The organism is Methanoculleus sp. DTU007, from assembly GCF_001512385.1.
GTDB lineage: Archaea > Halobacteriota > Methanomicrobia > Methanomicrobiales > Methanoculleaceae > Methanoculleus > Methanoculleus thermophilus.
Map to the genome: position 1 here is coordinate 1 of NZ_LFRO01000019.1, position 12,823 is coordinate 12,823.

Genomic DNA, 12,823 nt, shown 5'->3' on the forward strand with positions numbered 1-12,823 from the left:
CCCCACGGCACCCGGATGTCGAGATCCATCCGGCACTGCTCCGCCACAATGTTCGCCTTCTCTCCGCCCTCGATGCGCCCAGGGTTGAACATCAACCTGGTGAGGATCTCTTCTCCCCCCTCGATACCGAAGACGTCGCGGAAGACCCGGGCGGACTGGGTGATAAGAGGCTGCAGGTCTTTTCCTGGCGGGAAGGGATGCGCGTGGAGCTCCCGCAGGTAGCCGATGAGATCGAACGCCGCCATAACAGCACTCTTCCCGACGATAGGATAGAGCGAACTGTGTCCCGGTTGGCCGCGGAACGAGAGGTTGATCCGGTAGAGGCCTTTCTGGCCGATCCCCGGGCTGAGTGCCGGAGTTGGTTCGGCGATCAGGCATTCGCGGGGCTTGAGCAGATCCTGTGCAAGCAGCGACCGGATCCCATATTCCCCGCCGGTCTCCTCGTCGCAGACGAAAGCAAGCTGCACCTTTGGGTCTATTCCCTCCTCGATCAGGTCACGGTACGCGGTAAGGAGAGCGGCACACCCGCCTTTCATATCGGTAGCGCCCCGCCCCCAGACGTAGCCGTCGCCAATCTCCCCGCTGTAGGGGTCGTGTCTCCAGTCATCGGGGATGGCAGGGACTACGTCGACGTGGCCGCAGAGGAGGAGCCGGGGATCGGGTTCGGTCGTGACGAGGTTATCACGCCCGCCAGGGTTTGAGACAATCCGGCTCTTCACTCCAAGCGCATCAAGGAACTCCCCGATGAATGCGACGATATCTGCGGTGTTCCCTGGCGGGTTCTCGCTCCTGATCTGGACGAGCGATGAGGTGAGGCGGGCGACATCCATATGCGGGTCTCCTTACGCAGATCTGCTTGCTACATATTCGTCAAAGAGGCGGGCGAGTTTCGAGGTCTTGTAGAGCTGTTTGATAAACTTCGGGTCGAAGAACTCGTCGATGAACATCGAGAGGTACTCAGCCGGGATAGCCTTTTTCTCGTCGGGGTTGAGCACAATGCGGAAACTCCGATACTGAGCAGGGTCCTCACGGTCGTAGATGCCGGACCAGAGGATCGGGAGTTCCTCGAATACGTCCGGGTGCTTTTCTTTGAGCCAGTTGATGAATTCGGGGAAATGCGCCCGCTCACCGACCTTCTCCTCGTCCAGGCGCCACCGCATGTACTCCATGCTCATGATGTTTCGAGGCGACATGTAGTTGTAGGCGAGAACACTGAGGGTGTAATCAATGTGGGCAAGAGCATCAGTGAAGTAGAAGTACAGGACCGGGTGAAACTCGCTGGGATTTTCTAGAATTAACGATTTGTTGTAGAACATCTGCATGACGCGAGCATACTCGTTCATTTCTAGCATACTTCTTCCTATTGGGAAGAATGGTACAAAAAAGTACCCCTCTCATACAGTGGTGGGACCGGCAATCCCGGACAAGGGGGAGGGGTTATCCATTGCCTGTTGGCAGGTTCTGGCCTTGCCCAGGCAAGGCGCATGACCCTGGTTCCGTCTGTCGCTTCAGTTACGGTTCCGCCTATGATGACGGTATTCACGTGAAGAACGGCTTACGCCTGCTCACGGCTTCCCTGAATGCATCTTCAAGTTCTTTGCCGTGCTTGCCTCTGGTATCCACCAGATTGTCGCTTCGCAGAAGACAGGGCTTGAGTTTGCCATCCGACGTCACGCGCAGGCGGTTGCAGAATGCACAGAATTCCGTGTTGTGGAGAGGCCGGACCACCTCAACCTCAGCACCATCGAGGCAGTACTTTTTGCGGTGATGCATCCTGCGGGTGACGACCCGGGTTGCCTTCTCATTGAGTTCCTGCTCGACGCTGTCCACATCGCCGTGGAACTTGCACTCGTTGAACTCCATCAACTCGATGACCTGCAGGATGAGGTCACGCTTGCCGCGGACAAAGGCCATGAAGTCGTCTACCTCATCCTCGTTGATGCCTTCAAGGAGCACCATATTGATCTTGACCGGAGTGAGGCCGACCTCGATCGCCGCATCTATCCCGGCGAGGACATCAGCGAGGCAGTCCTTCCCCGTAATCTGGCGGTAGCGCTCGGGGCGGAGCGTATCGAGACTGACATTCACTCTGGCAAGACCGGCAGATTTGAGTTCAGCCGCCATTTTTGCAAGCAGCGTCCCGTTCGTCGTAAGGGAGGACTCGACGCCCGGCGGCACCGAACGAATGATATCCACGAGATCGCGGCGGAGCAGGGGCTCCCCGCCGGTAAACTTGACACTCTTGACGCCGAACTGTACGCCCACCCGTATCAGTTCGGCGATATCCTCAGCGCTCATCTGCTCCTCCGGGCTCACCTCGCCCTCAGCATGGCAGTAGATGCACCGCAGGTTGCACCGGGAGGTCAGACTGATCCGGAGATTGGTCACGGTTCGGTTATAGGGGTCCTTCAGCACCATCGCATGTTCCCTTGAAGTTCTTCGCAATTATGTAGGTCTCGGCACTCCCTCGCCGCGTCGCCTTCGTTCGATACCCGCGGACAGAGTGGAAGTGCTTCCTTACTTCGGCAATCAATTCCCCGAAGAGCTCGCCCTGGAACGATTTGATCACCATATTTCCGCCAGGCTTTAAGATCGTGCATGCAAACGCTAGGGCCTCCTCACCGAGCCCAATCGCACGGGCCTGGTCGTAACTCTTCTGGCCGGAGAGTTTCGGCGAGGCATCGGAGACCACAACGTTGACGACGCCGTCAGCCTCCTTTCGGATGCGTTCCTGGACAAGTGGGTCGGTGAAGTCTCCGACAATGGTGGTGACCCCTTCGAGTGGAGCAATTGGGTTGAGATCCACGCCGATGACCTTGCCTTTCGTCAGATCGCGGAGTACCTGCAGCCAGCTTCCCGGTGCCGCCCCAAGGTCGACGATGTTATCGTCGGGCCTGATGATCCCGTTGCGCTGCTGGATCTCCAGCAGTTTGTATGCAGCCCGCGCCCGGTATCCGGCCTTCATCGCCTTTCTATAGACGCTATCTTTTGTCCATTGAGAACCCATCGCAAGATCTCCCCCCATTTGGGCTGGCAGGCGGTTGCCTGTACTATCGAAGTAACCAGAAGATTATGTATAATGTATGATTCAGGTCATCATGAAGGCAATGGTTCCATCTGGTTCGCGGAGCGCATAGCAATTGGCGCATATCGTAAAGCACTATAATGAATAACGCGATTATATACTCTAGACGAGATTTTGATAAGGGGTCAGAATGTTAAAGGCAACGATTGATGCAGAAATATTCCGGGAATCCATCGACGCAATCGCCGCACTGGTGACGGAGTGCCGCCTGCACACGGCAGAAGATCAGATCTGGACGCGGACCGTCGATACCGCAAACGTGGCCATGGTCTCCCTGAACCTCCGGAGCACGGCGTTCAACTCGTTCTCGGCGACACCCGGGGAGCTGGGTCTCGATATCGCGAAGATGAAGAACATCCTCGGTATGATGGGGAAGGGCGACGCGTTGACGCTCAATCTGCTCGATGACGAGCGGAAGCTGGAGATGAGTTTCGGAGGCTACCGCTACTCGGTCACGCTGCTTGACGTCAACACCATCCGCAAAGATCCAAATCCGCCGGGGATCGAGCTTCCCGGAAAGGCAGTCCTCTCGGGCGACGCGCTGAACAACGCCATCAAAGCGGCTGCCGTCATCTCCGATAAGATCGCGCTCGGGATCGACCCGGATAGCATGACCTTCTATATGGAAGCGGAGGGGGACACCGACCATATCAAACTCGCACTCGGTGAGGACGAACTTGTTGCCTTGAACCCGGTTCGGGCACGTTCCCTCTTCTCAATAGATTATCTGAAGGATATGGGCAAGGTCATGGCACGCGCTGATGAAGTGGAGGTCTATCTCGGCATCGATCACCCCGTACGGTTTGCCTTTGACATTGCGGACGGCAACGGCCGCGTTGAGTATCTCCTTGCTCCTCGGATTGAGGCTGATTAATGGATGTCGTACTGGACCATAAAGAACTCACCAAATACCCATTTTTAAAAGAGTCACAGCAGCTGGCCCGTCGGCACGTCGAGTCGCTCGAGGAATTTCTCGCAAGTGGTTCGGGAGCCATGGCGCTCGAACGGGCAAAAGATCGGATCATCGCCGCTCTGAACTCAAAGAGAAGTTTCCAGGACGAGACCACACAGAACCTCAAACCCGAGCTTGAGATTGCGAGTTACGCCCTTGCCCGGGTGCTGGTCTCCTGCATCGGAGATCGCTCCCTCATCGATCGGCTTGCCCGTTACGAGGCAGAGCGCGCTTCGTTCTTTCTTGAGAACGACGATCCACTGATCCGGCAATTCGTTGCCTGGAGCATCGGGATCAATACCGAGGCAACAACCCTGCCGGTCACCGAATACGTCGAACTGGTCTCCCGCATGCGCGACCGGCGTTGGCGGCTCGTGAACAGGGATGTACGCCAGGGTGCGGTCCGCCTTGAGCCGGGCGATATCGATGAGTTGATCCGGGAGCGGATCCGGTTCATCCTCGTAGATCAGCTGCCGCTTCGGATCCCGCCCGCGATCTGCGAGCGCCTCCGTCCGATTGCAAACGAGATCACTGCGTTGCAGCAACAACAGATTCTGGAACAATTCGGCGATATCGAAGAGGAGGCATTCCCGCCCTGCATAAGTGCGCTCATCCAGGCGATCGGTGCAGGGACAAACCTGACACACATGGGTCGGTTTGCTATCACGTCGTTCCTCCATACGATAGGTATGAACACCACCGGAATCGCGGAGATCTTCTCACGGGCGCCCGACTTCGACCTGGATATGACGATGTACCAGGTGGAGCACATCTCCGGCCGTGGGGGGACAGAGTATACGCCGCCGTCATGCGCCACGATGCGCACCTTCGGGCTCTGCACCAACAAAAACAAAGACTGCGAGCGGATCAGCCATCCCTTGAGTTACTACCGTTTCAGAAAGAATAGCAAAAAGAGACCTAAGTAACTGATCTTTGCTGAGCAGTTACTGATTCGCGATCCAGTGCCGGGCGATGAATTCTCGAACGATCTGCGCGGCCACCGTTGCCGTCTGTCCGGTATCGAACGGAGCGACCTCGACATAATCGAACCCGACAGCATCCGGTGCAAGGGCCCGCACGATCTCGCGGATATCAAGCGGTGTCAGCCCGAACGGTTCAGGCGTGCCGAGGCCGGGCGTGAGGCAGCAGTCGATCGCATCGGCGTCGATCGAAAGATAGGTCCTTCTCCCGCCGATATGCTCCCGGATCTCGCGGAGGATATCGGATATGCCTCGCTCCCGCACCGTATCGGCGGTATAGAGCCGGGTCTCTTCTGTTGCGAACTCAAACTGTTCACGGTCCCCGCTCCGTGCGCCGATGATGACAATATCCTTGACCGTATCGAGGACGCGCCGGGTGACGCAGCCGTGGCTGTAGGGTGTCCCATCGAGTTCGTCCCGGAGATCCAGGTGCGCGTCGCAGACGACGTAGACCTCCGGCCGGACGGCTCTCACCGTGCCGATTGTGGCTGTATGCTCGCCGCCGAGCATCACCGGGATCTTGCCGTCGCCGACGATATCGCCCGCAACGTCAGCCACCTGCCCAACAACCTCCTCCGGCAGCCGGGAGACTTCAAGGTCGCCAAGATCCACGACCGGAACCTCGAAGAGGTCTATCCCGGTCGACGGCTCGTAAGACTCAAAGTTGAACGAGAGTTCTCGAATCGCCCTCGGTCCAAATCGCGTTCCCGGTCTAAACGACGTCGTGCCATCGTAGGGAACGCCGAAGATGGCGTAGCGGGCGTCCTCATAGGACGCATCCGCGTCCGCAAAATGGAGATGAGCAAGCTCATGCATGCCCGTCTTTGATAGCCAGTATTGGTCACTCAAGTTTCTTCTTACCCAGGGATGAGATGTACGCGATCTCCTGACCAGGCTCTAGACCGGCGACCTGTTCCTCACTTACGGTCAGCTCGAACATCTCAAAGTCCTTGACATCCATGAGCTGGAGGGTTGTACCGGCAATCGAGATAACCTGCGCAATCTTTCGCTCTACTACGGGGACGTAGGTCTTTGCCGAGACCGGCTGAACGATCGAACGCTTGACGCCGTCAAAGATGCCGATGCAGTCTATTCTGGATTTTGCTGCCCCATGCTTCCCTGGTTTGGATGTAGCGATGGCGACAATCTTGCACGGCTCATCATCAACGACGACATAGCGTCCCTCTTTCAGCTTTCCAACTTCAGTCTGTTCCTTCATATTGACTCACTCGATAAAACGCGTGATTAATGTATCTGGATTACATTACATAAATACACCGTAGAACGAGGGAAGGTACGAGGGCTTTGATGGAGTTCATCCGGGCATGTGACGACCTGGCCGGGGCCGTCCGGGATGCAGTGGCCGGCATGGTCGGAACGCCGGAAGCAGGGGAGTATGTAAAGATGGGCGCAGACGGAACGCCCACCAAAAAGATCGATCAGGTTGCAGAGGATATCGTTGTCGACTACTTTACGCATCATCCGTTCTGCCGCCGCCTGATCAGCGAGGAACTCGGATGTGCCGAGATGGGCGGCGAGAGCGGCACTATCTTCCTCGATCCGATCGACGGCACCTATAACGCTGTGGTTGGGATCCCCTTCTACGCCATCTCCATAGCGTATGCTGAGGATGGCGTCGTACAGGCGGGATACGTCCAGAATCTCGCCACGGGAGAGACATTCCATGCCGTCCGGGGAGAAGGCGCTTACCTTGACGGGCGTGTCATCCACGTCTCGAAGGTATCGCTCCTCGAGAAGAGCGCCATGAGCGTCTACGGCCGGAAGTTCGACCCGACCCGTGTTCTCGGGATCAACCAGAAGATCCGGCGGTGGCGCCTCCTCGGCGCATCCGCGCTCGAACTCTGCTACGTAGGATGCGGCCGCATCGATGGATTTATCGACGTGCGGGGGACACTCCGCGTCACGGATGCGGCCGCCGGAATGCTGGTCTGCGAGGAGGCGGGTGGGAGGATCTCCGATCTCGATGGAAACACCCTTACCTTCCCTGACGAGGTCTCCGTCGGGAGGAGCCTCGTTGCCACGAACAGCATCGTGCACAACAAAGTCATCGAGTATCTGAGGTAACCTTGGAATGAAGGCTGTACTGGTATCCCGTATCGACGATACGGACGCGCTCCGTTACACTGCTGAACTTGCCCGGGATCTCGAGGCTTTGGGGCACGAGGTTGCTCTCGAGGAGGGAACGGCAAGAGAGATCGGAGAGAAGGGCATCCCCTTTGAGGACTTCTCGGGCGACCTGGTCGTGGTCGTCGGGGGCGACGGATCGGTCCTCCTCACCGTTCATCAGATGAAGACGCAACTCCCGGTCATCGGAGTAAACTGGGGTGAGGTGGGGTTTCTTGCGGACCTCGAGCCCGACGAAGCGCGTGCGTTCTTTGCCGCACATAAAACTGGATTCCAGGTCGAGCGCCGGATGCGGATCAGCCTCTCGGTCGATGGAAGATACTTTGGGGATGCCCTCAACGAGGCGGTCATTGTCACCGATCGGCCGGCAAAGATGCTCAGATTCACCGTCTACGTCGACGGGACGCCTGCAGAACGGGTCAGGGCCGACGGCCTGCTTGTATCAACCCCAACCGGATCGACTGCATATGCTATGAGCGCAGGAGGGCCCATCATCGATCCGCAGATCGAGGGGATCCTCATCATTCCGCTCGCTCCCTACATGCTCTCGTCCCGACCGCACCTCATCAGCACGAGGAGGGATCTTGAGATCAGGCTTGAGACCGAGAAACCGGCTCACCTCGTCATCGACGGGCAGAGCACGTTCGAGCTCGAGCGAAATGCCACCGTAACGGTCAGGAAATCGGACCAACCGGCCCTCTTCGTCCATACTGACAAGCCTTTCTTTGAGAAGGTGAATCACAAACTGCGCAATCTCTGACCCTGTTGATACCCAAACAGAGATTTTATGAATGACCACGGGGACTATCTCCACAGAGGAGTGAGATATGGAAGACCAGATGCGTACGAAGATCCCGTATGCGGAGATCGCAAAGACGCTGCAGGGAATCCTCAACCTGCGAGGCTCTCCAGTTGCGGTCAAGTTTGCAAAGAGCCCTGAAGGTATTCCCGAAGGAGTCAAGCCGATCGAGGAGACGATCCGCCATTGCCAGATGATCAGCAAAGCCCGATTCGACGGTGAGATCTTTTACGCGACCGGCGACAAGCACGTCTGCGCGGGGGGTGGGTGGGCCCTCGGGCTGAAAGAACTCACCAAAAGCCTCCGCAGCGGGGAGTTCTACCACAAACTTGGCAAGTTCGAGAGTTGGGCCGCCTGTATGCGGACCATCCAGCAGGTGCCGCACGTCCCCGAACTTGAGACCTACGCGACGGTCTATGCGCCGCTTGAGAAGACGCCGTTTGACCCACACGTCGTCGTCATCGTCGCCCAGCCCCGGGAAATGCTCAAACTCGCTCAAGCCACGCTTTACCATCTTGGCGGCCGGATCGAGTCCTCGATGTCGGGGATTCAGTCGGTCTGTGCGGACGCGACCGCGCAGCCCTACCTCACGGGCAGAATCAATTACTCCCTCGGCTGCGATGGCTCGCGCCGGTTCTCCGGAATCGAGAATGACGAGCTCGTTATGGGCATTCCCGCCGAGATTCTCCCGGAGTTTACCCGGGCTCTCTCGATCGTCGCCGGTGCTCCGGGATCGGTGTAACGACCAACCCCGATATTTCACTCATTTTTGCAAGCGGGAACCTCAACGGTTGGCCTGCTGAATTGTACAAGGCTTATCTTCCCAGCAGGTCAACTATTCAGCAGGTGGTTTTTTTGCGGGTATCCATGAAGCTCGAGATGAAGGATCAGCCCGGACAGCTGGTCGCGGCCCTCAAACCGATCTCAACTGTCGGAGGAAATATCATTGCAGTTATACATCAAAGGGAGATCTCCACGGCCGCAGAGACTCTGGATGTCCAGATCGTGCTGGAACTCCCTGAAGGGCGGCTGAACACTCTTCTCGAACTCCTCCGGGAGCAGGGTGTCAGCGTCGTGCGCATCGGCGAGGAACGTCTCCTCTACGAATGCACGCTGATCATGATCGGCCACCTGATGCACACGGATCTCTCCGATACTGTCGACCAGATCGACAGGACCGGTTCTGCGGAGGTGACCGAACTCTCCCTTGTCATGCCTGCCATAGACTCCCCCTCCTCGGCCCGTATCACCATTCGTTCGACCACCAGGGCTGAGGCAAAGAAGGCGATCGAGATCCTGCGCGGCGTCGCGAAGCAGAAAAACCTCCTCATCATCGAACCTCTGGAGGAAGCATGATGCGGATCGCCATTCTTGGATTCGGCTCCGTCGGCCAGGGGGTTGCCCGGGCGCTCCTTGCAAAAGACCTCAATATCACCGTCACCGGTCTTGCCGACTCGAAGAGCGGGATCATCGATGCCGAAGGGATCGACCTTGCGGCGGCGCTCGACCGGAAAGGGAACGGCACTCCCTGCGGCAATCCAGGGATCAGCCCCATGGATGTGGTGGCAAAGGCGGACTACGATGTTCTCGTTGAGGTGACCCCGACGAACGTGGAGACTGCCGAGCCGGCACTAAGCCACATCCGGGCTGCCCTTCAACGCCACAAACACGTCGTCACCTCAAACAAAGGCCCTATAGCAATTGCCTACCCGGAACTCCGGGCTCTTGCAGAGAAAAACGGCGTCTTCCTGAAGTATGAGGCGACTGTCTGTGGGGCGATCCCGCTCATCCATGCCCTGCAGGAGGGGCTCGCGGGAAACACCATCTCCCGACTATACGGGGTCTTCAACGGTACCTGCAATTACATCCTTACCCGGATGGCTAAGGACGGCCTCACCTACGAACAGGCTCTTGCCGAGGCCCGGGAACTCGGGTATGCTGAGGCGGATCCGACCTACGATGTCGAAGGCATCGACGCGGCGATCAAACTGGTCATCCTTGCAAACACCATCCTTGATATGCAGACCACGCTTGACGATGTAGAGCGGACGGGGATCACCCTTCTTACACCCGACGCCTTGCGGCTTGCCGAAGATCAGGACTGCACCATCCGGCTCATCGGCGAGATCGTTCCGGAAACCGGGGTGCTCCGTGTCTCACCGAGGCTCATTCCAAAAGATCACCCGCTCGTCGTCGAAGGAACACTCAACGCCGTCACAGTTGAGACCGATCTCGCCGGGGACCTGACGTTCATCGGAAGGGGCGCGGGCTCCACGGAGACTGCGAGTGCTGTGATTGGCGATCTCCTCTATCTCCGGAACAGGCATGTCCAGGGTTCTTGAACGAAGGAAAGAGTACCTGCGGCTGATGCGTCAGATGACGCTGGAGAAGGGCTTCTTTACGGTGGTCGATGTTGCGGAGGCCACCAACACTCCCCGGAGCACGGTCCAGGACTGGGTGAACCGTCTCATCGAGGAGGGGTGCGTCGTCATCACAGAAGAGCAGCGCGGGCGGCATCCGGCCCGATACGCTGCAAGCAGCGTGATGCCGGAGAGCGCCTGCAGACGTGTCTTCACGACCGTCGACGGCAACGAGGTCGAGATCTACCACGAATGCATGAGCGGGGGGTGTGCCGCCTTTTGTGAGTTCCATCACGCCCGCGCCGGCGGTCCCTTGCAGTCAGTCCGCAGGGACGGAACCCTGCTCAGGGAACGGGCGGTCATCGGGCGTCGGGAGGTGGCCGTCGGACTCGATCCCGCCCCGGCGGTCGGGATCATCGGTGTCTACCACGATGGCGACTATATTCGCCAGCAGATCCGGTGCATCGGTGGCCCGGCCTACTCCCTTACGGATATGCTCTCTCTCGCCGAGGGCGTCTGCGAGGTCACTGTCCACCGCCAGGGAGCGGTAGTCGAGGGTGAAGTGGTCACCCGGGCGCTCACCTACGTCGCCATCGGGCTCGACGATACCGACACCGAGACCGAGGGGGCGACGTTTGCCCTTGCTCTTGCCCTCCTCCAGCACCTTGCGGAACTCGATGGCGTCATGCCGATCGGTCATCGGGTTGCGATGCTCAATCCCCGGTTCGAGCCCAGAACCGCGGGAAATTCATGCAGTTATATCGAACTCGCGGTGGAGCCCGACCTTGTGCCGCAGATCGAGGAGGTGGCTGTGCGGTTCGTCGCCGATGAGGCGGTCTCCCTGGAGTGGGGCATCGCCGTCCGGCCGGGGTTCCGGGTGCCCGGTGCGCTCCGGGCCTATGGCAGGAGCGCGAGGGAATCGGTGCTCACCCGCGACGTGGCTAAGGAGACCGCCGAACGATTCGGGGCGCACCTCCACGGGGGTCGGGGCGTCATCGGAGCGCTTGCGGCGGTCGCGCTCATCGGGCTCCCGCACGACGTCCTCCTCGACCCGAAGAGGGACGTCTGCACCGGGTGGGAACCGGCGGGGTGAGGGCGGCGGGCTTCGGTTTTTGGGATGCTCTTTTTAAGTGGTTTGCGCCCTTACGATCTGTCCGGTTTTTGATTTATCGTCGCATATCTGCTGAGTTGGTTTCCCATGGGCTATCGCCACCCACTGCCCCCGCCAGATGGGCGGAACGACTCTCCCAGAGAGGAAGGAGTTGGAACATCGACAGGTGCAAGTTACGACGGCCGGAACGGCAGGAGTTGGAGCACCGGAGGTGCGACTTATGACGCTCGGAAAGAGCGGAGCATGAGCAAGGCCGGGTGGGGTGGTGGATACTTACGTACAACATAGAGACAGGGAGGAGCGAGGATCAAGTTTGAGTAAGACCGGAAGTAAGCGGCAAAACCCAGCACACTGGACCGTGGGGACATCGCATTTCGGGGGGGAGGGAACAGGGGAGGGGGGATGCTCCCCCCNNGCACGTTTCAAACGGCCCTGACTCGAAAAGTTTCAAGGGGAGCATCCCCTCACCCGCCAGACCGCCGTTTCTTCCCACGCTACCTATACACGCCGAACAGCCACCAGCGGCGCCGTCGCTGATGAATGGATGAGATCCAGTCGGTACGGATTGGGCTACGAGAAGCATATCTCCCACCCTGCGCCACGGCCGAGAGATGCATCTCGACCGTCAATGGAGATGCGGGAGCGATTGTCTTTTCATTACACGAAAATGGAGTGGGATCTGCACGTCATCCCATGTAGAAATCTCAAATACAACGGGATTGAGCATCGGCAGATCTCGGGGGATCTCGCCCTCATTGAGAGGATCTGCCGAAGGCTCTCACTCATCTCGAAGACCCCGGATGAACTCTTCCGTCCTGCGATAGGCGTCATCGTCCCTGATCTGGACCGGAGGGTGCTTCATGAAGTAGGCAGACGGGGATATCAGCGCGCCACTGATTCCCCGGTCGAGGGCGAGTTTGCAGCACCGGATGGCATCGATGACGATCCCTGCGGAGTTGGGCGAGTCCTCGACGGAGAGGCGGAGATCAAGATGCATGGGAACGTCCCCGAAAAGTCGCCCTTCCATTCTGAGGAAGCAGACCTTGTTGTCTTTCTGCCAGCAGACATAATCGCTCGGGCCGATGTGGATATTCTCATCTTCGAGCGGCTCTTCGAGGACAGATTGCACCGCTTCGGTCTTGGATGCCCGCTTTGAGGCAAGGCGACTGCGGTTGAGCATGTTTAAGAAATCGGTATTACCGCCGGTGTTGAGCTGGTAGGTCCGATCCAGCCTCACCCCCCGTCGCCGGAAGAGGTCGGCGAGGACCCGGTGGGTGATCGTCGCGCCGATCTGGGCCTTGACGTCGTCGCCGATGATCGGGAGGCCCTTCTCACGAAATCTCTCCGCCCAGGCAGGATCGCTTGCAATGAAGACCGGCATGTTGTTGATG

General features: G+C 58.5%; 15 protein-coding genes. 8 read left to right on the top strand and 7 right to left on the bottom strand.

Annotated features, from left to right (window positions below):
• The 4 genes from ACI94_RS01940 to ACI94_RS01955 all read right to left on the bottom strand — a co-directional run.
• Positions 1 to 830: M20 family metallopeptidase (locus ACI94_RS01940; RefSeq protein WP_286681027.1), on the bottom strand; the 830-nt coding region annotated here is incomplete at its 3' end.
• A 12-nt stretch (positions 831 to 842) separates the two neighbouring features.
• Positions 843 to 1,352, bottom strand: coding sequence for a hypothetical protein (locus ACI94_RS01945; protein ID WP_066954188.1), 510 nt, complete (start codon positions 1,350 to 1,352; stop codon positions 843 to 845).
• A gap of 187 nt (positions 1,353 to 1,539) precedes the next feature.
• Positions 1,540 to 2,418 (bottom strand): GTP 3',8-cyclase MoaA, encoded by an 879-nt coding sequence (gene moaA / locus ACI94_RS01950; protein WP_066954191.1) that lies wholly within the window; start codon positions 2,416 to 2,418, stop codon positions 1,540 to 1,542.
• Complete coding sequence (locus ACI94_RS01955; protein WP_066954194.1) at positions 2,396 to 3,007, bottom strand: RlmE family RNA methyltransferase; 612 nt, start codon at positions 3,005 to 3,007, stop codon at positions 2,396 to 2,398. Before ACI94_RS01955 ends, moaA begins: the two co-directional genes overlap by 23 nt.
• 208 nt (positions 3,008 to 3,215) lie before the next feature.
• Between ACI94_RS01955 and ACI94_RS01960 the strand changes: the two genes are divergently transcribed.
• Both ACI94_RS01960 and priL read left to right on the top strand, forming a co-directional pair.
• Positions 3,216 to 3,959 carry a DNA polymerase sliding clamp gene (locus ACI94_RS01960; protein WP_286681028.1) on the top strand — a complete coding sequence of 248 codons (744 nt, stop codon included), beginning with the start codon at positions 3,216 to 3,218 and terminating at the stop codon, positions 3,957 to 3,959.
• Positions 3,959 to 4,963 (top strand): DNA primase regulatory subunit PriL, encoded by a 1,005-nt coding sequence (gene priL, locus ACI94_RS01965; RefSeq protein ID WP_066954200.1) that lies wholly within the window; start codon positions 3,959 to 3,961, stop codon positions 4,961 to 4,963. The genes ACI94_RS01960 and priL overlap by 1 nt, the downstream gene beginning before the upstream one ends.
• Before the next feature lie 18 nt (positions 4,964 to 4,981).
• On the opposite strand, the gene speB is transcribed toward priL, so the two are convergent.
• The gene (speB, locus tag ACI94_RS01970; protein WP_066954203.1) at positions 4,982 to 5,833 is read right to left on the bottom strand and encodes an agmatinase; all 852 of its coding nucleotides are present in this window, start codon (positions 5,831 to 5,833) and stop codon (positions 4,982 to 4,984) included.
• Between the two features lie 25 nt (positions 5,834 to 5,858).
• Positions 5,859 to 6,236, bottom strand: coding sequence for a translation initiation factor IF-5A (locus tag ACI94_RS01975; protein WP_066954206.1), 378 nt, complete (start codon positions 6,234 to 6,236; stop codon positions 5,859 to 5,861).
• 89 nt (positions 6,237 to 6,325) lie between these two features.
• Between ACI94_RS01975 and ACI94_RS01980 the strand changes: the two genes are divergently transcribed.
• The 6 genes from ACI94_RS01980 (at position 6,326) to ACI94_RS02005 (ending at position 11,414) form a co-directional block, all read left to right on the top strand.
• Positions 6,326 to 7,102 carry a bifunctional fructose-bisphosphatase/inositol-phosphate phosphatase gene (locus ACI94_RS01980; protein WP_066954209.1) on the top strand — a complete coding sequence of 259 codons (777 nt, stop codon included), beginning with the start codon at positions 6,326 to 6,328 and terminating at the stop codon, positions 7,100 to 7,102.
• A 7-nt stretch (positions 7,103 to 7,109) separates the two neighbouring features.
• Positions 7,110 to 7,922 carry an NAD(+)/NADH kinase gene (locus tag ACI94_RS01985; protein WP_066954212.1) on the top strand — a complete coding sequence of 271 codons (813 nt, stop codon included), beginning with the start codon at positions 7,110 to 7,112 and terminating at the stop codon, positions 7,920 to 7,922.
• Between the two features lie 67 nt (positions 7,923 to 7,989).
• Positions 7,990 to 8,703, top strand: coding sequence for a DUF169 domain-containing protein (locus tag ACI94_RS01990; protein WP_066954215.1), 714 nt, complete (start codon positions 7,990 to 7,992; stop codon positions 8,701 to 8,703).
• Between the two features lie 125 nt (positions 8,704 to 8,828).
• Positions 8,829 to 9,317 (top strand): amino acid-binding protein, encoded by a 489-nt coding sequence (locus ACI94_RS01995; protein WP_066954218.1) that lies wholly within the window; start codon positions 8,829 to 8,831, stop codon positions 9,315 to 9,317.
• Positions 9,317 to 10,303, top strand: coding sequence for a homoserine dehydrogenase (locus tag ACI94_RS02000; protein ID WP_066954692.1), 987 nt, complete (start codon positions 9,317 to 9,319; stop codon positions 10,301 to 10,303). The genes ACI94_RS01995 and ACI94_RS02000 overlap by 1 nt, the downstream gene beginning before the upstream one ends.
• On the top strand, positions 10,287 to 11,414 hold the full coding sequence (locus tag ACI94_RS02005) for a helix-turn-helix domain-containing protein (RefSeq protein WP_066954221.1): 1,128 nt from the start codon (positions 10,287 to 10,289) through the stop codon (positions 11,412 to 11,414). The genes ACI94_RS02000 and ACI94_RS02005 overlap by 17 nt, the downstream gene beginning before the upstream one ends.
• Positions 11,415 to 12,210: 796 nt before the next feature.
• On the opposite strand, the gene ACI94_RS02010 is transcribed toward ACI94_RS02005, so the two are convergent.
• A partial coding sequence (locus tag ACI94_RS02010) for an inositol-3-phosphate synthase (protein WP_394326381.1) occupies positions 12,211 to 12,823 on the bottom strand: 613 nt, incomplete at its 5' end.